General features: G+C 31.9%; 20 protein-coding genes and 1 tRNA gene. 9 read left to right on the forward strand and 12 right to left on the reverse strand.

From position 1 onward, the window contains the following. Positions 1-53 precede the first annotated feature (53 nt). From INR78_RS04755 to INR78_RS04770, 4 genes are all read right to left on the reverse strand, one after another. Positions 54-2,159, reverse strand: coding sequence for a M13 family metallopeptidase (locus tag INR78_RS04755; protein WP_223077689.1), 2,106 nt, complete (start codon positions 2,157-2,159; stop codon positions 54-56). A 101-nt stretch (positions 2,160-2,260) separates the two neighbouring features. Beyond that, complete coding sequence (locus tag INR78_RS04760; RefSeq protein WP_223077690.1) at positions 2,261-5,701, reverse strand: T9SS type A sorting domain-containing protein; 3,441 nt, start codon at positions 5,699-5,701, stop codon at positions 2,261-2,263. A 90-nt stretch (positions 5,702-5,791) separates the two neighbouring features. Then, positions 5,792-6,265 (reverse strand): nuclear transport factor 2 family protein, encoded by a 474-nt coding sequence (locus INR78_RS04765; protein ID WP_255593120.1) that lies wholly within the window; start codon positions 6,263-6,265, stop codon positions 5,792-5,794. 35 nt (positions 6,266-6,300) lie between these two features. Continuing rightward, complete coding sequence (locus tag INR78_RS04770) at positions 6,301-6,822, reverse strand: hypothetical protein (protein ID WP_223077692.1); 522 nt, start codon at positions 6,820-6,822, stop codon at positions 6,301-6,303. 154 nt (positions 6,823-6,976) lie between these two features. Here INR78_RS04770 and INR78_RS04775 point away from each other — a divergent pair, with 154 nt between their 5' ends. Together INR78_RS04775 and INR78_RS04780 are read left to right on the forward strand one after the other, a co-directional pair. Further along, positions 6,977-7,933, forward strand: coding sequence for an NAD-dependent epimerase/dehydratase family protein (locus INR78_RS04775; RefSeq protein ID WP_223077693.1), 957 nt, complete (start codon positions 6,977-6,979; stop codon positions 7,931-7,933). A gap of 271 nt (positions 7,934-8,204) precedes the next feature. Next, positions 8,205-9,536, forward strand: a complete 1,332-nt coding sequence (locus tag INR78_RS04780; RefSeq protein WP_223077694.1) for a vanadium-dependent haloperoxidase — start codon at positions 8,205-8,207, stop codon at positions 9,534-9,536. Positions 9,537-9,616: 80 nt separating this feature from the next. Here INR78_RS04780 and INR78_RS04785 read toward each other — a convergent pair. Next, positions 9,617-9,690: transfer RNA gene (locus tag INR78_RS04785), tRNA-Asn, on the reverse strand. 73 nt (positions 9,691-9,763) lie between these two features. Further along, positions 9,764-11,104, reverse strand: coding sequence for an RIP metalloprotease RseP (gene rseP, locus INR78_RS04790; protein ID WP_223077695.1), 1,341 nt, complete (start codon positions 11,102-11,104; stop codon positions 9,764-9,766). A gap of 166 nt (positions 11,105-11,270) precedes the next feature. Here rseP and INR78_RS04795 point away from each other — a divergent pair, with 166 nt between their 5' ends. From INR78_RS04795 to feoB, 3 genes are all read left to right on the forward strand, one after another. Beyond that, on the forward strand, positions 11,271-11,945 hold the full coding sequence (locus INR78_RS04795; protein ID WP_223077696.1) for an SCO family protein: 675 nt from the start codon (positions 11,271-11,273) through the stop codon (positions 11,943-11,945). A 72-nt stretch (positions 11,946-12,017) separates the two neighbouring features. Further along, positions 12,018-12,251 carry a FeoA family protein gene (locus INR78_RS04800; protein ID WP_027879187.1) on the forward strand — a complete coding sequence of 78 codons (234 nt, stop codon included), beginning with the start codon at positions 12,018-12,020 and terminating at the stop codon, positions 12,249-12,251. Beyond that, complete coding sequence (gene feoB, locus INR78_RS04805; RefSeq protein ID WP_223077697.1) at positions 12,248-14,347, forward strand: ferrous iron transport protein B; 2,100 nt, start codon at positions 12,248-12,250, stop codon at positions 14,345-14,347. The genes INR78_RS04800 and feoB overlap by 4 nt, the downstream gene beginning before the upstream one ends. Positions 14,348-14,479: 132 nt before the next feature. Here feoB and INR78_RS04810 read toward each other — a convergent pair whose 3' ends face one another. Continuing rightward, positions 14,480-15,301: a ZIP family metal transporter gene (locus INR78_RS04810; protein WP_027879189.1), complete on the reverse strand. Its 822-nt coding sequence runs from the start codon at positions 15,299-15,301 to the stop codon at positions 14,480-14,482. 1 nt (position 15,302) lies between these two features. After that, positions 15,303-15,956, reverse strand: a complete 654-nt coding sequence (locus INR78_RS04815; protein WP_223077698.1) for a metal-dependent transcriptional regulator — start codon at positions 15,954-15,956, stop codon at positions 15,303-15,305. 103 nt (positions 15,957-16,059) lie between these two features. On the opposite strand from INR78_RS04815, the gene INR78_RS04820 reads away from it, so the two are divergent. Then, positions 16,060-18,312, forward strand: a complete 2,253-nt coding sequence (locus INR78_RS04820; protein WP_223077699.1) for a TonB-dependent receptor — start codon at positions 16,060-16,062, stop codon at positions 18,310-18,312. 2 nt (positions 18,313-18,314) lie between these two features. Here INR78_RS04820 and INR78_RS04825 read toward each other — a convergent pair whose 3' ends face one another. Together INR78_RS04825 and INR78_RS04830 are read right to left on the reverse strand one after the other, a co-directional pair. After that, on the reverse strand, positions 18,315-18,725 hold the full coding sequence (locus INR78_RS04825; protein WP_223077700.1) for a hypothetical protein: 411 nt from the start codon (positions 18,723-18,725) through the stop codon (positions 18,315-18,317). A 49-nt stretch (positions 18,726-18,774) separates the two neighbouring features. Beyond that, on the reverse strand, positions 18,775-19,563 hold the full coding sequence (locus INR78_RS04830; protein WP_223077701.1) for a DnaJ domain-containing protein: 789 nt from the start codon (positions 19,561-19,563) through the stop codon (positions 18,775-18,777). A 242-nt stretch (positions 19,564-19,805) separates the two neighbouring features. On the opposite strand from INR78_RS04830, the gene INR78_RS04835 reads away from it, so the two are divergent. The 3 genes from INR78_RS04835 to INR78_RS04845 all read left to right on the forward strand — a co-directional run bounded on the left by INR78_RS04835 (position 19,806) and on the right by INR78_RS04845 (position 21,688). Continuing rightward, the gene (locus INR78_RS04835; protein ID WP_223077702.1) at positions 19,806-20,216 is read left to right on the forward strand and encodes a BrxA/BrxB family bacilliredoxin; all 411 of its coding nucleotides are present in this window, start codon (positions 19,806-19,808) and stop codon (positions 20,214-20,216) included. Positions 20,217-20,301: 85 nt separating this feature from the next. Further along, positions 20,302-21,042: a 1-acyl-sn-glycerol-3-phosphate acyltransferase gene (locus INR78_RS04840; RefSeq protein ID WP_223077703.1), complete on the forward strand. Its 741-nt coding sequence runs from the start codon at positions 20,302-20,304 to the stop codon at positions 21,040-21,042. Continuing rightward, on the forward strand, positions 21,032-21,688 hold the full coding sequence (locus INR78_RS04845) for an HD domain-containing protein (protein ID WP_223077704.1): 657 nt from the start codon (positions 21,032-21,034) through the stop codon (positions 21,686-21,688). The genes INR78_RS04840 and INR78_RS04845 overlap by 11 nt, the downstream gene beginning before the upstream one ends. Before the next feature lie 125 nt (positions 21,689-21,813). On the opposite strand, the gene INR78_RS04850 is transcribed toward INR78_RS04845, so the two are convergent. Next, positions 21,814-22,887 carry a PA0069 family radical SAM protein gene (locus INR78_RS04850; RefSeq protein WP_223077705.1) on the reverse strand — a complete coding sequence of 358 codons (1,074 nt, stop codon included), beginning with the start codon at positions 22,885-22,887 and terminating at the stop codon, positions 21,814-21,816. Positions 22,888-23,029: 142 nt separating this feature from the next. Next, a complete protein-coding gene (locus tag INR78_RS04855; protein ID WP_223077706.1) occupies positions 23,030-23,812 on the reverse strand; it encodes an enoyl-CoA hydratase/isomerase family protein in 783 nt (260 codons plus the stop codon). Positions 23,813-23,819: the final 7 nt, after the last annotated feature.

A 23,819-nucleotide genomic window follows, 5' to 3' on the forward strand; every position in this document is an offset into this window, starting at 1 on the left:
AAAAAAAAGCCTTCAGATAACTGAAGGCTTTTTTATTTATAAAACTTTACAGATTACCAAATTCTAACTCGGTCTTCTGGAGCAATGTACATTTTGTCTCCTTCTTTAATATCAAAAGCTTTGTAAAAAGCATCTACATTAAGTAAAGGTTGTACAGCTCTTGTCATACCTGGTGAGTGTGGATCTGTTTTAATTCTTGTTTTTAAAGCATCATCACGCATTTTTGTACGCCATACTGTTGCCCAACTCATAAAGAAACGTTGTTCTGGTGTAAATCCATCAATAGTTTCTTCTGGTCTACCGTTTTGTTCGTAGCTTAATTGTAAAGCATCGTAAGCCGCTAAAACACCTCCTAAATCTCCAATGTTTTCACCTAAAGTAAACTTACCATTGATTTTTGTATCAGGTAACACTTCAATTTCTGAATATTGATTTGCAAGGTCTTCACCTAAAGCTTCAAATTGCTTTAAATCTTCGTCTGTCCACCAATTGTTAAGGTTTCCGTCTTTATCGTAACGCGCACCAGAATCGTCAAAACTATGAGAGATTTCATGACCAATTACTGCTCCTATTCCACCGTAATTTACAGCATCATCTGCATTAAAATTATAGAAAGGTGGTTGTAAAATAGCTGCTGGAAAAACAATCTCGTTATAAGATGGATTGAAATATGCATTTACAATTTGAGGTGCCATATACCACTCTGACTTATCAACTGGTTTGTCTAATTTATTGATGTCTTCATTAAAGTTCCAAACTCTAGCATTTAAAGAGTTTTGTAGGTAAGATCCGCCTTCTTCTACACTTTTAACTTCTAAATCAGAATAATCTTTCCATTTGTCTGGATACGCAATTTTAACTTTAGTCGCTTTTAGTTTTTCGATAGCTTTTTGTTTTGTTTCTGGACTCATCCAGTCAAGCTTTTCTATACGTTTTTCGAAAGCAAGAATTACGTTTTTAATCATTTTCTCTGCTTTTTCTTTAGCTTCTGGCGGAAACTTTTTATCTACATATAATTTACCTAAAGCTTCTCCTAAAGTTCCGTTTAAAGCTGCTAAAGCACGCTCTTCTCTTGGTCGCTGTGCTTTTGCACCGTTAAGTTCTTTTCCATAAAACTCCCAATTAGCAGTTTCGATATCTGTACTTAAGTAGCCTGCAGCACTTCTAAATGTGTTCCATTTTAAATAGGCTTTCCAGTTATCTACATTATTATCTGCTAATACTTCGTGTAATCTTTTAAAATAACCTAAATCACCAACAATTACGGTATCTAAATCTTTTAAGCCTACACCAGCAAAGAATTTTTTCCAGTCTACTTCCGGAACCATTTCTTGTACTTGCTCTATAGATCTTGGATTGTAACGTTTACGAGCATCACGTCTATCTACTTTATCCATTTTAGCTTCTTCAAGACGCGTCTCGAAAGCTAATATTTGTTCTGCTTGTTCTTTTGCTTCTTCTTCTGAGTCTCCTAAAAACTGTAACATTCTAGTAATGTGTGCTACATACTTTTCTCTTTTTTCTTTAGAATCTGCATCATCTTTTACATAATAATCTCTGTCTGGTAAACCTGTACTACCGCCACCTAAATAAGCTACATTACGGTCACTATCTTTAGGATCTGCACCAACACCTACACCATATAAACCACCGCCGGCAGCTGGCTCCATCTCTATCATATAGTTTTGTAAGTCTTCAATGTTATTTATTGCTTCTACTTTAGCTAAATATGGTTTTACTGGCTCTAAACCTGCTTTATTACGACCAACAGTATCCATAATAGTTTGGTAGTAAAACACTGCCTTTTCTTGATCTGAACCTGGTACAACTTGGATACCTTTTAAGTCCTTATCATTAGACATAGCTTCTTTTAAGATTGCTAAAGCATCTTCGTCTGTTTTTTTTCTTAACTCGTTAAAACTACCCCAAACTGTTCTATCTGCAGGAATCTCGTTAGTGTCTAACCACTTTCCGTTTACGAATCTAAAAAAGTCTTCGCTAGGCTTTACAGAAGTATCCATATACTCTGTATTTATACCAGGCAAAACTTCTACTTGAGCTGTTTCCATCTCTTCAGCTTTTTTTTCTTCTTTACAACCAAGAAGAAAAACACCGCCTAAAGCACTCATTAATGCTAAATTTTTAAAGTTGAATTTCATTGTTATAAGTATTGACTATGTTAGTTATTACGCGACTCAAGATATAAAAAAAGCGCCTGACATAAGTTTGAAAGGCGCTTTTTTTAAGTTTATATTAACTTTTATTTAACTATTAACTTTTTAATTGTTGTTGATGTTGAAGTTTTAATATTTAAAATATAAATACCTGAGGAATAATCACTTAAATCTATTTTATAATTATTGTCTTGAATATTTACGTTTTGTTGATTAAATATTTCTTTACCTGTTATATCTATTACTGATATACTTAATTGCTGAACGCTATCAGTCTTTAAATTAAATATACCTGTAGAAGGGTTTGGATATACATTAAATGTTTCACTATTAAAAGTTTCTGTACTTAAAGGTGTACCAGATATGATTGGGTTATCTATAATCACGCCTTCTTCGTTAACAGCTTGATCTGAATGAAATACGAATCTGTACATAAAGTTAGTCTCCGTACCAAACGCAGATAAATTATAAGTATAGTGTGTCATAGTTGTATTTACACCAGTCCACTGTCCTCCTGGACAATTATAACAAGTTCCGTTTTCTCCTGATGTTAGTCCATTATTATACCAGTTTACATCTGTACTTGACCCAAGCAAACTCCACGTTGCACCTTGATCTAAAGAGTATTCTACATATACAATATCCCAATCTTGTTCTAAATCAAAAGCCATATCAAATTCTAACGTTGGTGATGACACTGTTGTTAAATCAAAACATTCTGATACTAAATAACTTTTTGTATTGTCTGCATAATCACCATTTAAATTAGTACCATATACATTTGTACTGTTTACTGTGCTGTTTAAGGTTGTACCACTTGCCAAACCTCTTTGCCAGTATTGATTTGTAGTACCTTCGTCATAAACTAATAATGCTTCTTCAGGTGTTTCAAAGGTATTAACTACAAGTGTTGTACCAGACGCGTTTGCTTTTATGTACGAAGTTTCTGAATTATTATTTTCAGCAAAAGCATCATTATTTATTGTAGATGACACGTTAAATGAATGTGTTCCTTTTGACAATGTAAATGAAGGTAAAGTTACTGTTACAGAAGTTTCTGATGCTAATGTACCGGTCCAAGTAAACATATTAGGTGTGCCATCTATATTATAAGTTAAGTCGATAGATGTAATCGTATTTTGTCCGTTATTAAAAAGCTCTACTTGTGGTGCTAAATTTGCGTTACATTCAATTGCTTGTCCTATTCCAGAAACCGAAACTAATTTAACGTCATCCTGAGGTAACTCATAAGGAATACTTGATTGCCAAATACCTCTTCCATATGTTGCTGCTGTAATGTTATTATCTATTAGATTAATTTCTATATCTCTTACAGATACGTTTGGTAAATTATTATTAAATAATTCCCACATTAAAGTATCATCATCATACCTATATACCCCTAAACTAGTTCCTAAAAACAAAGGATTTTTAGTGTGTAATGCTTGATGTTTAATACTGTTTTTTGTCACATTTGGTAAGCCTGTTGAGATACTTGTAAAATTAATCCCTCCATCTACAGATTTATAAACTTGACCTGCAACACCAGATGTTGTAACATAAATAATATTGTTATCTGTATTATTAACTTCTATAGAAGTAATATTTGAAGAAAACGAATAAGTAAAATTAAATGTTACACCATTATCTGTACTTTTATATAATGAAGAATTAGTACCTACGTAAATATTATTAGGATTAATTTCGTCTATTTCTAAAACATCTATATTAGTTCCAAAAGAAGGTGAAACTGCTACCCAACTTCCTCCTTGTAATTTGTAAAGGCTATTGTAACCTGAAAATAATTCGCCATTAGCACTCATAGCTAAAGGTGTAATCCAGTTACCACTTTCTCCTGCAGGAGCACTTACACTACCTGTTAGTGATGCGCCTGCATTTGTAGAATAATACAATCCTCCTCCATTTTGTGTAAAACCATAATATATATTAGAGTTGTTAGGGTCTATTGCAGTATCCATACCATCTGCACCATAATAGTTTTGCCATTGTCCATTAGAAAATGCGTGTCCACCGTTATCTTGTAAACCGCCAACCATTTTACTTGAAGATTGTTTTGATACAGATATACGGTAAAACTGACTTATTTGCATACCTGCAGTAAGGTCTGTAAAACTTGTACCTCCGTTACTTGATTTATAAAAACCTCCATCTGTTCCTGCAAACAATTCTCCGTCAAAAAATCTTAAAAAATGAATATCTGCATGTGTATAAGAACTAGAGAAAGGAGAACTCCAATTATTTATTTTAGTAAAAGTTGCTCCACTATCTGTAGTTTTCCAGATATTAAGTACTCCAGTATACACTTCGTTTTCATTAGTATCTGATACAGTCATTGCCATATCATACCATGCTTGTGGAGATTCAAATATATCTCCGACAGTAAGAGATGAAGCTACGTTTGTGAAAGAATTAGCAGAATCTGATGATTTATATAACCCTAAAAAATTATACGAATTGTCTGCTGCTAACGCATAGACAACATTTGGATTAGCAGGCGTTACATCTATTACATATCTAGAAACGCCGTTATTAGGTAAGCCACTTGAAACTAAACTAAAGCTTTCTCCGCCATTAGTTGATTTATAAATTCTGCTACTAGAAGCTGCATAAATAATGTCTGGGTTTGTTGGATGTATTTTTATGTCTTTAATATTTAATCCAGCTGTACCATTACTTCCTCCTAAAGAGTTTTGATTGGACCAAGACACACCAGCATCTGTAGTTTTAAAAACACCACTATTAGTTGCTACCCATAAGATATTTGAGTTAGATGGGTGCATGTATATGTCATTCATAGAGCTTGGTGAGTTACCAGGATTTAAACCTGTTGTATTCCATGTTTGACCACCATCTGTAGACTTCATAACACCAACACTGTAAGAATCTCCTGCATCATCATCTCCTGTTGCTATGTAAATGATATTAGAATTATTGACATCTACCGCAATTCCTGAAACACCTATTTGAGGTAAATTATCGGTTGTTGTATTCCATGTTAAACCAGCATCTGTAGATTTCCATATACCTCCAGCAGGTGCTCCTACATAAAATGTTGATGGATTATTTGGATCTTTAACGATAACATTAACTCGTCCTTGACCAGAAGACCAAGAACCAGTATTGGTGTGTGTAAATGGACCTATTGGCATCCAATTACTTTCATCTATTAGTACATTACTACTACGTAAGTTTTGAGACTGATTTTGCACTAATTGATAGGTATCCCATAATTCTTCTGAAGTAGGTAAAGTCCCGTCTTCTTTTACAAAGTTAGACCAATACGCTTCCCATCTTTTAAATGGTTTATAACCACTTCCTTTTTGGTCTTTATCGTGTGTTAACCAATAATTATTGAAAGCATCTACAATTTGTTGAAATTTTAAAGGATTGTCACTTGATCTGTTGGATGTATTTAACATTTTCATCCAAGGTGCGCTTTCATTAAATTGTGCTTGGATAGAAACTGAAAGTAATAATGCAAATACAAAAAGTAATATTCTTTTCATTTAACTTATTTTTAAAACAAAAATATAAGATTTTATTTAAAAACCTGACAAACAGATAAAAAAATAAGCTAAAAACCAAAAAATGATTTTTTATTCGGTTTTTGGTTTAAGCTTTTGTTTCAACAAACTATCTGTGTCTTTTTTGATATTTACGACATTTTTTACTTTTGGGTTTGGAATTGTAATAGATAAAACATAATGCTTTATTTTCCATCCATTTTCAGTTAACACAACAACACCAGATCCTCTGCATAGCCCCATTTGTGTATCTAAAATTTCGTCAAACCAAGCTAGATTTTTATTACTATTTAAATAAATATTACGTTCTAAAGAAGTAAAGCTCCAAGCCTTTCCTTTATCAAAATAAGGTTTAGAAAACTCTTTAAATTTTTCTAACTGCCAATTTTCAGTAGCGTCTGTACCAATAAATACAGCATCTTCTGTCATTAAATTAAAATAAGAATCAAAATCTGCATTTGCAGCTGCTTCATGCCAAGCATCTATTGTTTCATAAATTAATTTTTTTGTTTTGGTATCGTTTTGGCTTATTAATGTGCATGACATTAACATCAAAAATATTAGAGCATAATTTTTCATAACTAATAAGGTCTTTCTATATTTTGACTATCTTTTTCTAGCTTTTTATTAATCTGTAAGTTAAGGTTAGAAAAAGCAACAAGAACTTCTTTTGTTGCAAAAAGAACATCCTTTTTATCTATAAAATCAAGACTATTTACATCTTTTAGATTTAACAATTTTGTTTTAAAAGCTAAAACTCTTGCTTCTATAGACTCTGTTTTAATACTTGGTGGAATAGTTTGTTCTAAATCTTTTATTGCTGTTGAAAAAACTTCAATATCTGTATTAAAAAAAGAATAATCTGCTAGCTTTAAACTTTGAACAGCATCCGATAAAGTTTGATAAGCTTGCCATGTGGGCATTATTGAATTTGTTTTAGCGTCTAATCCAATATCAACATAATTTATTTTATTAATATCTTCTTTTTTTATATTTAAAGAGTCAGATTGTTGACTTTGTTCTGCGACTAAAGATTGATCTGTTTTATTTTTACAACTAAAAGATAAAGCACACAAAAGCAAGATGATAAATAGATGTTTCATAACTTAAAATATATCTTAAAACAAATATATAAGATACTAGTTTTAAACCTTAATTTTTAACTAATCTTTTATTCTAACTTTTAGCATTTATTTATTGAAATATCTTTAAAATTGTTCTTACTTTTGAGCTGAAATTTGCATAATCCTTTAATAAATGAGCGAAAAAATATTAATTATCGGGGCTTGTGGCCAAATAGGATCTGAGCTAACTTATAAACTGAGAGAAATTTATGGCAATAAAAACGTTATTGCTAGTGACATTAATTACAATAATGTAGAGTTAGTTAATTCTGGTACTTTTGAAATTATTGATGCTATGGATTATGCATCACTTAAAATTTGTTGCGAAAAACACAACATAGACACCGTTTACTTAATGGCTGCTATTTTAAGTGCAACAGGAGAAAAATACCCTATGAAAGCTTGGGATTTAAATATGCAATCTCTTTTTCATGTTTTAAATCTTGCAAAAGGCAAAGCCATAAAAAAAATCTTTTGGCCTTCAAGTATTGCCGTTTTTGGACCTACTACTCCTAAAAATAACACTCCACAAAGAACCGTAATGGAACCAACAACTGTTTATGGTATTACAAAACAAGTAGGAGAACGTTGGTGCGAATATTATCACGAAAAGTATAATGTAGATGTTAGAAGTATAAGATACCCAGGTTTGATAAGTTGGAAAACCTTACCTGGAGGCGGTACAACAGATTATGCAGTAGAAATCTATCATGAAGCATTAAAAAAAGAATCTTATGAATGTTTTTTAAGTGAAAAAACAGCACTACCTATGATGTATATGGATGATGCTATCGATGCAACGGTTAAATTAATGACTGCTAAAGAAGAAGATGTAAAAATTAGATCCTCTTATAACCTAGCGGGAATTAGTTTTACTCCTGATGAAATTGCTAATTCAATAAGAAAAGAAATTCCAAATTTCAAAATATCTTACCAACCTGATTTTAGACAATCAATTGCAGATACTTGGCCAAGTAGTATAGACGACACCGAAGCACAACAAGACTGGAATTGGAAACATAAGTTTGATCTAGATGCTATTACAAAAGAGATGCTAACTAATCTTAAAGAAAAAAACAAGACTAGTTAATCAATTAAAGTAATAAAACTCTTTAATACTTTATAATATTTTACAGAGACAATAAAAAGCTTCTTGAGTAAATTCAAGAAGCTTTTTTATTTTGTTATAACAATCAAAAATTTCTCACTAATTATATAACCGCAATAAAAATGTTAACATTTTTATTTAAAACCAAACAAACTCAAAAAAGTCAGCAATAAAACAATTTTTTTAATAAAAATTGTAAGAAACATATATTTCATTTATTTTGCTTAACGCTAAAAATTAAATAGCCATTTTAATGAAATATTCTCTGAAAATTTTAATAACAGTTAGTATAACTTTATTCTTATGTAGCTGTAAAACAAAAAGCAACAAACAGATAATTATTACACCAGAACAATACCATGCTTCTGTAAATAAAATAATAGATATTATGATACATGATATCTTTTCTCCTCCTGTAGCAAGTAGAGTTTTTGCTTATCCAAATATTGCAGCTTATGAAATTTTAGCACAAGACCACCCTAAACTTTTATCTTTAGATAAAAAGCTTAATCAATTTACAACAATTCCAAAGGTTAACAATACAGAAGGTGTAAACTTAAAATTAGCAGCACTAATAGCTCATCTTGAAATTAGTAAAAAGCTAATTTTTTCTGAAGATAAATTAGATCATTATAAAGATAGCTTGTACACAGAGTGGAAAAAAATTAATAAAGAAGAATTTACTATTACAAAAAACTATTCTGATAAAGTAATTGGTCATATTACTGAGTGGATGAATAACGACAATTACAAGGAAACTAGGACTATGCCAAAGTTTACTGTAGATATGGAAGACCCATCAAGATGGCAACCAACACCACCTAGTTATATGGATGGAATAGAACCACATTGGAACAAAATAAGACCTTTTATATTAGACTCTGCATCACAATTTAAACCTATTCCTCCTCCAGAGTTTTCACTTAAAAAAGATTCAAAATTTTACCAAGAACTATTAGAGGTTTATAACGTTAGTCAAGAAATAACAAAAAAAGGAGATAATACTGAAGAAATTGAAATCGCACAGTTTTGGGACTGTAATCCTTTCGTATCTGTAACTAGAGGTCATTTTATGTTTGCTACAAAAAAAATATCTCCAGGCGCACATTGGATTTTAATTTCTCAAATTGCCTCTAAAAAAACAAAGTCTAGTTTTGAGGAGACAGTAAACACATATACAAAAACATCTATCGCAATAGCAGATGCTTTTATTAGTTGTTGGGACGAAAAATATAGAAGTAACCTTATTCGTCCAGAAACAGTAATAAACCAACACATTGACCCAGATTGGCTACCTATTTTACAAACACCACCTTTTCCAGAGTATGTTAGTGGCCATTCAGTAGTTTCTGGATCCGCATCGGTAGTTTTGACTAAACTATTTGGTGATAACTTTGCTTTTAACGATACTTCAGAAATTCCTTACGGTTTACCGCCAAGAAATTTTAAATCTTTTTATGATGCATCAGCAGAAGCAGCTTTAAGTAGACTTTATGGTGGTATTCATTATAGGGCTGCTATTGATAATGGTTTAGATCAAGGTAAATCTGTTGGTCATTTTGTAGCCAATAAACTTGGTCTTTAAAAAATTCAACTTTAAACAAGAAAACATTAATAATTGATCACAAAAAAACCCGATACATTCTAGTATCGGGTTAATTTTTGCTCCCCCTCTTGGGCTCGAACCAAGGACCCTCTGATTAACAGTCAGATGCTCTAACCAACTGAGCTAAGGAGGAGTGTTTATTTTCGCTGTTGCGAGCGCAAATATATATGTTTTTTTAAATACTACAAATAATAATTTTAAAAAATTTAATTAAAAATTGCTTTTACTATATCATTACCATTTGCAAACAGCACTAAAGCTATTAAAATGAAGAAACCAACCATTTGAGCTTTTTCTAAAAACTTCTCTCCAGGCTTACGTCCAGATATCATTTCGTATAATAAAAACATTACATGACCACCATCTAATGCTGGTATTGGCAATAAATTTAAAACACCTAACATTATAGACAAAAATGCTGTTAAACCCCAAAAGGCTTGCCAGCTCCAAGTACTTGGAAATATGTCGTAAATAGCTTTAAAACCACCAACACCTTTATACGCACCTGTTTTAGGATTAAAAATTGCTTTTAATTGTCCAAAATATGAGGTGATTTGACTGGTAAACTTTTTAAATCCAACGCCAAAACTTTCTCCAAAAGAATAATTTTTTGTTATAATTTTTAAATAACCTAATTCTTCAAAAGTTTTTAAACTTCTTGTTGTTACAACATCAAGTTTGGCATACTGATCAACTTTTAAATCTCTATTAATTGTAGTGCTACCTCTTTGTATAGTTACATTAATAGTCTGTTCTTTTGTATCTTCTAAAATCGGAGCTACTTGATCAAAGTATTCTGCTGGTTTACCATTAATGGATTTAAAAATATCTCCTTTTTGTAGATCAACAGATTTATTTAAAGAGGTATCCATTATTTTTTCGACTATAAAAGGTTGACGCAAATCAAATAAAGATCTATCATCACTTGAAGATAATTGCCCTAAAAAATCTATTGGTAATTCTATTGTTTTTTCTTCTTCTCCTCTTTTTATAGTAACATTATTAGCACCAATAATATTTCGCCTAATATCAGATTCATATATAACAGGTTCTCCATCAACCTTAATAATTTTATCTCCTGTCTTAAAACCTATTTTAGTTAAAATTGGATTTTCTATTACAAAGCCATCTTTTAAGCTTGAAGCAGAAATATCTGTATCTCCGTACACAAAAGATGCTACAATATAAATAACTAATGCTAATAAGAAATTTACAAAAACACCACCTAACATTATTATTAAGCGTTGCCATGCTGGTTTAGACCTAAACTCCCAAGGTTGTGGTTCTTGCGCCATTTGCTCTGTATCCATACTTTCGTCAATCATACCAGAGATTTTCACATAACCTCCTAATGGCAACCATCCTATACCGTAAACCGTTTCACCTATTTTCTTCTTAAAAAGAGAGTATTTTACATCAAAAAAAAGATAAAACTTTTCGACTCTGGTTTTAAATGCTTTTGCTGGGATAAAATGTCCTAATTCATGTAAGACAATTAGTAATGACAGACTTAATAAAAACTGTCCAATTTTTATGATAAATTCCATTTAGTATTGTTATTCAATAATAGTCGGCAAAAGTAAGTATTTAAGCTTAGTATAAAAAACTTAATACCTTATGCTTAAGTATAATTAACAAATTTTATGAGCTATATCATGTAGTTAATCCTCTTTTTACTCGTATTTTTGTATTCCGAATTTAAATTAACTTGGTATGCTTAACTTTTTTAAAGCTTATAAAAAATTTGCTATCGTATTTGCTATTATTTCAATTATAATTATTTCTATTTTTTACAACATTTTGAAGGTAGACAAACCTTTACCAATTTATCAACCTGCAGATGTAAGTACTGAGTTGGTTGATAGCACCATTCAACATAAAATAAAATATCATAAAATAGCAGATTTTAGTTTAATCAACCAAAACGGAGATACAATTACCCAAGAGACTTATAAAGATAAAATTTACGTTGCCGATTTCTTTTTTACAACCTGCCAAACCATTTGTCCCATTATGACAGATAACATGGCAGATATTCAAAAAGAGATTAAAAATGATGACGAGGTCATGCTACTTTCTCACTCTGTTACACCAAAAATTGACAGTGTTGCACAGCTAAAACGCTACGCCATTAAAAAAGGCGTTATTGATAGTAAATGGAATTTAGTTACCGGAGATAAAGGCGAAATTTACCGATTAGCCAGAAAAAGTTATTTAGCTGTTAAAGACGATGGAATGCCAGACGATTATGGCATGGTACACACCGAAAATTTTATGCTAATAGACAAAAAGAGACAAATTAGAGGCTATTACGATGGTACTAAAAAAGATGAAATTAAACGTCTTTTACAAGATTTAAAAACTTTAAAAAAAGAATATGAAGATTAGTTTTTAGCTTTCAATTTTTTTAGGCTAAAATTTTCTATTACTTTTGCTTCTTTAAAATCAATCTAAATAAGCTTGAACAATACACTAGACACATTAAAAAAAGGAGAAATCGCAACTATAATAGATGTTTCTTCAAAACATATACCTCTAAAACTTCTAGAAATGGGATGTTTGCCCGGTAATAGTGTTCAATTGGTTCAATTAGCGCCTTTTGCAGATCCAATGTATTTAAACATTAACGGTAGTCATCTGGCAATTAGAAAAGAAACTGCTATTCATATTTTAATTGAAAAAGAAACGGTATGAGTAAGCAAATTAATGTCGCTTTAATAGGTAATCCTAATACTGGAAAAACTTCTGTTTTTAATGCCTTAACAGGTTTAAATCAAAAAGTTGGAAACTATCCAGGAATTACTGTTGAAAAAAAAGAAGGTATCTGTAAATTACCTAGAGGTGTTAAAGCGCACATCATTGATTTACCAGGAACTTACAGTCTTAATGCATCTTCGTTAGACGAAAATGTAGTTATCGAACTTCTTTTAAATAAAAACGACAAAGATTTTCCTGACGTTGCTGTAGTAGTAAGTGATGTAGAAAATTTAAAACGAAATCTTTTACTTTTCACACAAATAAAAGATTTAGAAATTCCAACCATCCTTGTGATTAATATGGCAGATAGGATGAGTTACAAGGGAATTTCTTTAGATATTCCTTATTTAGAAGAAGAGCTAAATACTAAAATCGCCTTAATAAGCACAAGAAAAAAACAAGGTATCGAAGGTTTAAAAGATTTAATTTCTAATTTTAGAGAATTGTCTACAGAACCGTGTTTACACGCATCTGAGATTGATCCAGATTATTTTAACAAACTACGTAAAGCCTTTCCTAACCAACTCCTTTATAAACTTTGGTTGGTAATTACACAAGATGTTAACTTTGGTAAAACAGATAGAAATGAAATTGAAGCTATTGCTAGTTTTAAAACCAAATCTAAAAGCGATTTAAAACGACTACAGCAAAAAGAAACTATTAAGCGCTATCAATTTATAAACAATACCTTAAAAGTTGGACAAACCATAGATGTTAGTCAAGCTAAAGATTTGCGTACAAAATTTGACCGTATTTTAACCCATAAAGTTTGGGGATACGCCATCTTTTTTATCATTTTACTTCTAATTTTTCAAGCTATCTACGACTGGTCTTCAGTTCCTATGGATTTTATCGATAATGCTTTTGCTAATCTAAGTGATTGGGTTAAAAATACATTACCAGAAGGCGCATTTACTAATTTATTAGCAGAAGGAATAATATCTGGACTTGGCGGTATTGTAATTTTTATTCCGCAAATCGCATTTTTATTTCTCTTCATAGCTATACTAGAAGAAAGTGGTTACATGAGTCGTGTAGTTTTCTTAATGGATCGTATAATGAGACGATTTGGATTAAGCGGTAAAAGTGTTGTTCCACTAATTTCTGGAACTGCATGTGCCATTCCTGCAATTATGGCAACTCGTAATATAGAAAGTTGGAAAGAACGTCTAATCACCATTTTAGTAACGCCTTTTACAACTTGTTCGGCTAGACTGCCTGTCTATTTAATTATCATTTCTTTAGTAATTCCAGAAGGACGATTTTTAGGGTTAAGTTACCAAGCATTAACTTTAATGTTGTTGTATTTACTAGGTTTTGGTACTGCGATTATTTCGGCATACATTTTAAATAAGGTGCTAAAAATTAAAAGTAAAACGTTTTTTGTAGTAGAAATGCCAAACTACAAATTACCATTATTTAAAAATGTTGGATTAACAGTATTAGAAAAGACAAAGTCATTTGTTTTTGGTGCTGGTAAAATCATTTTAGCGATCTCGATTATTCTTTGGGTTTTAGCGTCTTATGGTCCTGGAGAAAATTTTAATAATGCTGAAGACATTATTAAAACCGAATACGCTTCACAAAATTTAAGTGAAGACGAATTAAGCCAAAAAATAGCATCTCATAAATTAGAACATTCTTTTATAGGATTAACAGGTCGCGCAATCGAACCTGTAATACGACCTTTAGGTTACGACTGGAAAATAGGCATTGCAATTGTAAGTAGTTTTGCTGCTCGCGAGGTGTTTGTTGGTACATTAGCAACCATTTATAGCGTTGGTAATGATGATGAAGACACTATAAAAAACCGAATGGCAGGAGAAGTAAATCCAATACTTGGCGGACCTTTATTTAATTTTGCATCTGGTATTTCATTATTATTATTCTATGCGTTTGCAATGCAATGTATGAGTACGTTGGCAATTGTAAAACGAGAAACAAACAGCTGGAAATGGCCAATTTTACAGCTTGTAATTATGACCTCAATTGCTTATATTACTGCTTTAATGGCATTTCAATTTTTAAAATAAAATGAACACTTTTCAAAACATATTAGTTTTTTTAACCTTTGGTTTAGCACTTTCATTTTTAATCAAAAAATTCTTCTACAAAAAGAAATCGAAAAAAGCTTGCGGAACCGATAATTGTGGATGTAATTAGCTCTAACCCAAAGCCACATCCAAGGTCATCATGACTATAAATCCACCAATAAATCCAAGTGTGGCTATGTCTGTATATTTATCTCGTTGGGTTTCTGGTACGACTTCTTCAACAACTACAAAAATCATAGCACCTGCTGCAAAAGCTAATGCATAAGGTAAAATTGGAATAAAAAAGGTGACTGCAACAGCACCAATAACAGCAAAAATAGGCTCGACAATTGCACTCATTTGTCCATACCAAAAGCTTTTAAATTTACTTACGCCTTGACGTCTTAATGGCATAGAAACAGCTAAACCTTCTGGAAAATTTTGTATACCAATTCCCAATGCCAAAGCAACTGCGCCACCAATACTAGCTTCTGGTATTCCTGCAGCAACGCCTCCAAAAAGGACACCAACTGCTAAACCTTCTGGAATATTATGAAGCGCAATTGCTAATACTAATAAGGTTGTTCTGTGCCAAGGTGATTTTACGCCTTCTTTTTCGCTTTCTTTAAAATTAATGTGTAAATGCGGTAATACTTTATCTAATCCAAAAATAAATAATGCACCTAAAGCAAATCCTACTGCAGCAGGAATCACTTTTACAAATCCTTCGCCTGGACTCATTTCTATTCCTGGTGCTAATAAGCTCCAAAAACTGGCAGCAACCATAACGCCACCTGTAAAACCTAGCATACCATCTAACAAGGCTCTATTCATTCCCTTAAATAAAAATACTAGTGCAGCACCAGATGCTGTTAAAATCCATGTGAATAATGAGGCGTACAATGCACCTAATATAGGATCTATACTTTCAAAATATTGAATAATGCTATCCATTTTATAATAGTTTTATGTAAATGTTATTTGAAATTAATTTAGAAATTTGAAGTGTTTTGTCTTCAATTTTTATGGTCATTGAGTCATCAAACTTTTCTTTTCCAACCACTTCAATAGATGTTCCTAAAGCTATATTATGTTTACTTAGATATTTTAAAAAATCTGATGAAGAATCGTTTACACCAACACAAACACCAACACTGTTAATGTTTACTTTAGATAAAATTGTTTTTTCTCTAGTAACCATATTTCCGTTTTTATCCGGAATTGGATCACCATGTGGATCATGCGTAGGAAACTCTAAAAACGCATCCAATTGATTAACTAATTTATCAGATTTAATATGCTCTAATTGTTCTGCTACATCGTGCACTTCGTCCCAAGTAAAATTTAGCTTTTGCACTAAAAACACTTCCCAAAGTCTATGTTTTCTAATAATTGAAGTCGCTACAATTTTACCATCTTTTGTTAGGCTAACACCTTGATATTTTACGTAATTTACCAATTTTTTTTCGGCTAATTTTTTAACCATATCGGTTACAGAAGACGCTTTAGTCTCCATTTGCTCTGCAATCGCATTGGTGCTTACTGCTGTTGTACCATACTTACCAAGATGATAAATTGCTTTTAAATAATTCTCTTCAGATAAAGTCACTAGTTCATTTTTAGATAAACAAAGATACAAATTTTTATATTCAAAAACATATTTTTAGACTTGTCTAAAAATATGTTTATATTTGCATAAAAATAATTGACTAATGAAGATAGTTTCACTCTTAATATCTATGTTTTCTGTAATATGTATTGCGCAAAACACATATACAATTTCTGGTACAGTTTCTTCAGAAAACGCAAGTATACCTTACGCTAACGTTTATTTAGAAAACACCAAAATTGGGACTACAACTAATGAAAACGGTTATTTTGAAATTAAAAACATCGCAAGTGGTAATTATACAATTGTTGCATCTTACGTTGGTTTTAAAACTGAAAAGAAAGAAATTATAGTTGATAAAAACTTTAAAAACCTATCATTTCAACTTATAAATGACCAATCTTTAGATGAAGTCGTAGTTTCTGGAACATTAAAAGCTGTAAACCGATTAGAAAGTGCTGTTCCAGTAGAAGTGTATACGCCAACATTTTTCAAAAAAAACCCAACACCAAATATTTTTGAAGCGTTGCAAAACGTAAACGGTGTAAGACCTCAACTTAATTGTAATGTGTGTAATACTGGCGATATACACATTAACGGACTTGAAGGTCCGTACACCTTAGTAATGATAGATGGTATGCCCATAGTTAGTGGTTTATCTACTGTTTATGGCTTATCAGGTATTCCAAATTCTTTAATAGAACAAGTCGAAATTGTTAAAGGTCCTGCATCCTCTTTGTACGGTAGCGAAGCAGTTGGTGGATTAATAAATATTATCACAAAAAGTCCAGACAATGCGCCAACGGTTTTTGCAGATAGTTTTATAAATTCTTGGGGAGAACTTAATGTTGACGCTGGTTTTAAAGCAAAAGTTGGTGAAAAAGCAACGTTGCTGTTTGGAACTAACTACTTTAAATATGATAATCCAATAGATAATAACAACGATAATTTTACCGATTTAACGCTTCAAGATCGAATTTCAATTTTTAATAAATGGGATTTTAAACGACAAGATAACCGCATATTTTCTATTGCTGGACGTTATTTTTATGAAGATCGTTGGGGAGGAGAATTACAATGGAATAAAAATTTTCGTGGCGGAAACGAAGTTTATGGCGAAAGCATTTACACTAGTCGATTTGAAATTTTAGGTAAGTATCAATTACCGGTTAATGAGCATATCAATCTGCAATTTTCATATTCTGATCATGACCAAAACTCTGTGTATGGAGATATGCCATACTTAGCAAAACAACGTATTGGTTTTACGCAATTGGTTTGGGATAAACCTTTAAAAAATCACGATTTATTATTTGGTGCAGCGTTACGATACAACTATTATAACGATAATACAACTGCAACTATAAATGCAGATGAAGTTACCATACCTTCTCTTTTTGTTCAAGATGAAATTAAGCTAAACGATAAACAAAATTTATTATTAGGATTACGATATGATTATGATAACCGACATGGATCAATCCTAACACCTCGTATTGCTTACAAATACAAACCAACTGAAGACGATATTATTAGACTAAATGCAGGAACAGGTTTTAGAGTTGTAAACCTTTTTACCGAAGATCATGCTGCACTAACTGGAGCAAGAGATGTAATAATTGAAGAGACATTAGATCCAGAACAATCGTACAATATTAACCTTAACTATCTAAAGAAATTTTACACTAAAAAAGGTATGATTTTCACTTTAGATGCTTCGGCTTGGTATACTTATTTTACTAATGCAATTTTACCAGATTACGATACTAATCCTAATCAAATTATATACGATAATTTAGATGGACATTCGGTTTCTAAAGGGTTAAGCTTAAACTTTGATGCTATTTTTGCAACAGGTTTTAAAGCTAATATTGGAGCGACAGTACAAGATGTTACCCAAACTGAAAACAACATAAAGACACAACAAATTTTAACCGAACGTTTTACAGGTACTTGGGGAATATCGTATAAACATTATCCTACGCATTTAACCATTGATTATACGGGTAATGTTTATGGACCAATGCGTTTACCAACTTTAGGCGATTTAGATCCAAGACAAGACTACTCGCCTACTTGGAGCATACAAAACATACAATTAACCTACGATAAGTTTAAAAACCTTGACATTTATGGTGGCGTAAAAAACTTACTAGACTGGACACCAAATAAAGGCAACCCTTTTATCATTGCTAGAGCAAACGATCCTTTTGACGAGAATGTTCAATTTGATAATAATGGTAATGTTGTTGCGACACCAGATAATCCTTACGCATTAACTTTTGATCCTTCTTATGTCTACGCACCAAACCAAGGAATTAGAGTGTTTTTAGGGATGCGTTATACTTTAAAGTAACTCTATTGTTTTTCTAAAGTAATACCTTTTACCCAAAACAAGTTAGATTGATAAAAACGTAAGGCTGTTTTAATAACTCTATCCGATGTATCTCTTGGTGATTTAGATATGTACCTTGCTTTAGTTTCATTAAAATTTAAGTTGAAAGTATCGTCTAAAAATGTAGATGAAAAAGAAACAACCTTTTTATCTATTTGCCAATGTCCTTTACCGTAATTGTTGGTTTCTTTAGGTATTCCGTTTTCATCTCTTTTATAATTATGAAAGCTGAAAGTTCCGTCTTTATGTAACGTTAAGGTACGCTTTAATTCAAATTGTTCAGAATTTGTATGCAAAAGGTATACACCAGAAATATCTTGCGCTGTGCTTGAAACACTCCAAATAAAAAATAAAAGAGCTATGCTATATTTCATATTAAAACAATTGAAAAGTTGACTTCTGTATTAATCACTGAAAGTCAAATTAAAACCCACGTTCTTTCTGTAACTGTTCGTAAGCTTTTTGTACTTGTCTAAACTTCGCTTCTGCGCCTTGTTTGTGTTCTTCGCCAAGATGCTCTACACGATCTGGATGATATTTCATCACCATTTTACGATACGCTCTTTTTATTTGGTCTACAGTTGCAGTTTTATCTATTTCTAAAATTTTATAAGCATTGTCAGATTGATTATAAAACATGGCTTTAATACTATTATAATCACGACTGCTAATTCCTAAATAACCTGCAATGGTATAGATTTGACGCTCTTCTTCATCTACAACAATCTCATCTGCTTGTGCGATACCAAATAAAAAATGAAGTAGTTGTAAACGCGCTGCATGATCCATCATAGTTTTGATTTGCAAACAAACCTGACGCGTATTAATATGCTGATTATTAATTTGTTTAAATAATCTAAAGGCTTTGTTAGCTCTGTCTTTGCCATACATTTCCACAAACTTCATACGAACATAATCAAGCTCACGTTGGTCTTGACTACCATCTGCTTTAATCACTACAGAAGCTAAGATTAGTAAACTAACTTCAAAATCTCCTGATGTGGTTTGTGCTCTTTTTTGTTGTTGTGTACGGTAATCTGGTCGTGATCTGTATCTTGGTCTTTGCTGTTTTGGTTGTCCGTCACCTAACAAAGTCCCTTTACCATCTGCAAATGCGTCTCCTAAACTACCTAAGGCTAATCCTATTATTGCACCAATTGGTCCACCTAAAGACCAACCTAAAGTGGCACCAATCCATTTTAATGCGCTCATTAATTTGTTTTTGTTGTAAATATAATACTTTGTAAGTATACTTTTTGCTGGTTTTGTTACTGGTTTTGGCTGGTAACTGCGTTAAGGATAGAGGCTTTGTTGGAGCGCCTTGCAAAGCTCGACTGCCGATAGCCTGACCTTATGACACCATAAGTGTTATAAGGTAACGCCAAAATAACTTTTGCATGGTTTTTGCTTATCTTTGCAAAGAATAGATTTATAAATACAAAAATTACATAAATATGTATCCAGCAGAATTAGTAAAACCAATGCGCGAAGACTTAACAAACGTTGGTTTTGAAGAATTACATACACCTGAAGCTGTAGAAGCTGCATTAGCAAAAGAAGGTACAACGTTAGTAGTTGTAAATTCGGTTTGTGGTTGTGCTGCTGCTAACGCACGTCCAGGAGCAAAAATGAGTTTAAACAATCCTAAAAAACCTGATCATGCGGTTACGGTTTTTGCAGGTGTAGATAAAGAAGCTACTGATGTTGCTAGACAGCACATGGTACCGTTTCCTCCAAGCTCACCAAGTATGGCGCTTTTTAAAAATGGCGAATTAGTACACATGTTAGAAAGACATCATATTGAAGGTAGACCTGCAGAACTTATTGCACAAAACCTTATGGATGCTTATAATGAGCATTGCTAAGCCTTAACAGGATTAAAGTATTATTTAAAAGCCACGATTTTTTATCGTGGTTTTTTTATTTTTGAAACTTAAAAAATCACTACTAATGAGAAAACTTTTAGCTTATCCGTTAACTTGTATTTACTTCCTATTTTTTGGGTTAAGCTTACTTGTTTTTCATCCAATACAATGGTTTTGCTTTAATGTGTTTGGCTATCAAGCACATAAAAAAAGTGTAGATTATCTTAATTTTTGCTTGACACGTTGCTTGCATTTTTTAGGCTGTAGCTATCAGTTTAAAGTGCCAAACGATTTACCTAAAAATGTTCCAGTAATTATTGTGGCTAATCACCAAAGCATGAATGATATTCCGCCAATAATCTGGTTTATGCGACGTTTTCATGTCAAGTTTATTAGCAAAAAGGAATTAGGTAAAGGCTTGCCAAGTGTTTCTTATAATTTACGTCATGGTGGATCGGTTTTAATAGATCGTAAAGATGCCAAGCAAGCACTTAGCAAGATTAAAGAAATGGCTGCTTACATTGAAAAAAATAACAGAAGCGTTGTTATTTTTCCTGAAGGAACACGTAGTCGTGATGGGCAACCAAAACCATTTCAAACACGTGGTTTAGCTACTTTAATCGAGCATGCGCCTAATGCTTATATTTTTCCTGTTACGATAAATAATTCTTGGAAAACATTAATTTACGGAAAATTTCCTATGGGCATTGGTTACCGCCTAAAATATACCGTACATAAACCTTTAAAAATTAGTGATTACGATACACAAACACTTATAGAAACTACAGAAAGCACCATTAAAAACGCCATCACTTTTGAAAAATAATCAAATTATTGAAGCTACTAAAACCTTTGTAAAAACGACTTTAAAAGATGCCGAAGGTGGACACGATTGGTTTCATACAGAACGTGTTTACAACAATTCGTTATTAATTAGTAAAGGTGAAACGGTAGACGAATTAGTTGTTGCACTTGGTGCTTTATTACACGACATTGCAGACAGTAAATTTAATGATGGTGACGATACTATTGGACCTAAAATAGCTGGAGCGTTTTTAATGAAACAAAACGTATCTACCAAAGTAATTAATCACGTTATTAAAATTATTGAAAACGTGTCTTTTAGTTCAAATATAGATAATGCTTCTGCATTTAAATCTAAAGAATTAGAAGTGATACAAGATGCAGATCGTTTGGATGCGCTTGGTGCTATTGGTATTGCACGTACATTTAATTATGGTGGATTTAAAAATAGAGCACTTTACAATCCTGATATTAAACCCAATTTAAACCTTACAAAAGACGAATACAAAAAGTCTACTGCACCAACTATAAATCATTTTTACGAAAAATTATTATTGTTAAAAGACAAAATGAATACCAAAACTGGTCGTAAAATTGCTGAAGAAAGACATAATTATATGGTCGATTTTTTAAAGCAGTTTTATGCTGAGTGGCATGGTGAGAAGTAGTTTAAAATATTATTCCTAATCTTGTTCGCTGAGCGAAGTCGAAGTGAAATAAAAAAAGTAAAACACACCATCTTTTGTGCGTTATGCGATTTCTCTCTACGTTCGAAATGACTAACAAATTAATACTAAAACAACTTTAACTGTCCATCCTTAAAACTCTCATATAAGGTTGTATTTAAGGTCGGCATTGCTTTATCTTTAAAATATTTAAGTCTAGCCAGTTGCATTAAATCTGAAACTTGTTTTGCAATATTACCTTCACCTTTCATGCGTGTTGCAAATCTAGAATCGTTTAAATTTCCGTTGTGACAATCTTTAATTTGATTAAGTACTTTTTCTGCTCTATCTGGCATTTTTTTCTGTATCCAATCTGTAAATACTTGCCCAATTGCACCGTTAAGCCTTACTATGGTATGCGCAATACTTAATGCTCCAGCTTCACTTACTGCTTTTGCTAAAGATAGAATTTCATGACTGTTTATAGATGGTATTATTGGCGCTAACATGACATTAACAGGTATATTATTTTCGCTTAAGATTTTTACGGTTTCAAGTCGTTTTTTTATGGTAGCTGTTCTTGGCTCTAGTATACGCCTTGTCTGTTCTGATAAAGATGTAATTGAAATATTTACACTAATTAACTGGTCTTTTTGCAATGCTTTTAAAAGATCTAAATCTCTTAAAATCAACGCATTTTTAGTAATTATTGAAACTGGATGTTTGTATTTTAAAAATAGCTCTAAACATTTTCTGGTTATTTCAAATTGCTTTTCAGCTGGTTGGTAGCAATCTGTATTACCAGACATAACAATTGGATGTGCTTTCCATGATTTCTTCTTTAAGAAATCTTCTAAAAGTTGTGGCGCATTTTTTTTTGCTAGTATACGTCTTTCAAAATCTAAACCTGCACTATAGCCCCAATATTCGTGACTATTTCTTGCATAACAATAAATGCACCCATGCTCGCAACCTTGATACATATTCATAGAATATGACATACCAACATCTGGAGAATTTACTTTATTTACAATAGTTTTTGGATAGACTTCTAAATATTGTGTTTTGTCATTATCTGCTAGTTCGCCTTCTTTTTCACAATATTCTAAAAAATCGTCTCTTACTTCGTGAGATAATTCAACAAAACGATTGTTTATGTTTTGCTGCGCGCCACGTCCTTTTTTCATCGAACTATTCAACATATTTTATAATTTTTGTAAAATTACAAAACAATATCATGTTTATGTTTTAATTTTTAATAAATAATAGTACTCATCAAAACATATTATATAAAAAAGGTGAGCCATATTTAGCTCACCTATATAAAATCATATTTTTAATAGATTATTTACCAGGAAAATCTGCTTTTCTTTTTTCTAAAAACGCAGTAGTACCTTCTTTAAAATCTTCGGTACCAAAACAAGCACCAAATTGTTCAATTTCTACTTCAAAACCATTAACGCCATCTTTGTAATTTGCATTAACCGCTTGTATTGCTTTACCAATAGCTACGCTAGAATTTTTCATAATTTTTCCAGCAATTTTTTCTGCTAATGGCAATAATTCGTCTTGAGTTACCACATGATTTACTAAACCATAGTTTAATGCGGTTTGTGCATCTATCATTCCTGCAGTCATAATCATTTCCATAGCACGACCTTTACCAATTAATTGTGGCAAACGTTGTGTACCACCATAACCTGGTATGACACCTAAACTAACTTCTGGTAGGCCCATTTTTGCATTATCACTTGCAATTCTAAAATGAGCCGACATTGCTAATTCTAATCCGCCACCAAGCGCAAACCCATTGACAGCAGCAATTACTGGTGTGTTTAAATTTTGTACAAAGTCAAATAAAATTTCTTGTCCTTTTGCTGCTAATTTACCACCGTTTTCTACATCAAAATTAGCAAACTCACTAATATCTGCACCTGCAACAAAAGCTTTTTCGCCACTACCTGTAACAACAATCACTTTTATATCTTTATCTTGATCTGCCGCTTTAAAAGCTTGATGAAGCTCTTCAATAGTTGCTTTGTTTAAAGCATTTAACTTTGATGGTCTGTTAATTGTAATTGTTGCCACACCTTGATTGGATGTACTTAAAATATTTTCAAAATTCATAATAGAA

Origin of the sequence: Mesoflavibacter sp. SCSIO 43206 (assembly GCF_019904215.1) — a bacterium.
GTDB lineage: Bacteria > Bacteroidota > Bacteroidia > Flavobacteriales > Flavobacteriaceae > Mesoflavibacter > Mesoflavibacter zeaxanthinifaciens.

Coding starts and splice junctions, on each gene's coding strand:
- INR78_RS04850 (WP_223077705.1), bottom strand. CDS start 22,887: ATGTTGAATAGTTCGATGAAAAAAGGACGTGGCGCGCAGCAAAACATA.
- INR78_RS04835 (WP_223077702.1), top strand. CDS start 19,806: ATGTATCCAGCAGAATTAGTAAAACCAATGCGCGAAGACTTAACAAAC.
- INR78_RS04770 (WP_223077692.1), bottom strand. CDS start 6,822: ATGAAACATCTATTTATCATCTTGCTTTTGTGTGCTTTATCTTTTAGT.
- INR78_RS04820 (WP_223077699.1), top strand. CDS start 16,060: ATGAAGATAGTTTCACTCTTAATATCTATGTTTTCTGTAATATGTATT.
- INR78_RS04795 (WP_223077696.1), top strand. CDS start 11,271: ATGCTTAACTTTTTTAAAGCTTATAAAAAATTTGCTATCGTATTTGCT.
- INR78_RS04780 (WP_223077694.1), top strand. CDS start 8,205: ATGAAATATTCTCTGAAAATTTTAATAACAGTTAGTATAACTTTATTC.
- INR78_RS04760 (WP_223077690.1), bottom strand. CDS start 5,701: ATGAAAAGAATATTACTTTTTGTATTTGCATTATTACTTTCAGTTTCT.
- feoB (WP_223077697.1), top strand. CDS start 12,248: ATGAGTAAGCAAATTAATGTCGCTTTAATAGGTAATCCTAATACTGGA.
- INR78_RS04840 (WP_223077703.1), top strand. CDS start 20,302: ATGAGAAAACTTTTAGCTTATCCGTTAACTTGTATTTACTTCCTATTT.
- INR78_RS04765 (WP_255593120.1), bottom strand. CDS start 6,265: ATGTCATGCACATTAATAAGCCAAAACGATACCAAAACAAAAAAATTA.
- rseP (WP_223077695.1), bottom strand. CDS start 11,104: ATGGAATTTATCATAAAAATTGGACAGTTTTTATTAAGTCTGTCATTA.
- INR78_RS04810 (WP_027879189.1), bottom strand. CDS start 15,301: ATGGATAGCATTATTCAATATTTTGAAAGTATAGATCCTATATTAGGT.
- INR78_RS04755 (WP_223077689.1), bottom strand. CDS start 2,159: ATGAAATTCAACTTTAAAAATTTAGCATTAATGAGTGCTTTAGGCGGT.
- INR78_RS04830 (WP_223077701.1), bottom strand. CDS start 19,563: ATGAGCGCATTAAAATGGATTGGTGCCACTTTAGGTTGGTCTTTAGGT.
- INR78_RS04775 (WP_223077693.1), top strand. CDS start 6,977: ATGAGCGAAAAAATATTAATTATCGGGGCTTGTGGCCAAATAGGATCT.
- INR78_RS04855 (WP_223077706.1), bottom strand. CDS start 23,812: ATGAATTTTGAAAATATTTTAAGTACATCCAATCAAGGTGTGGCAACA.
- INR78_RS04825 (WP_223077700.1), bottom strand. CDS start 18,725: ATGAAATATAGCATAGCTCTTTTATTTTTTATTTGGAGTGTTTCAAGC.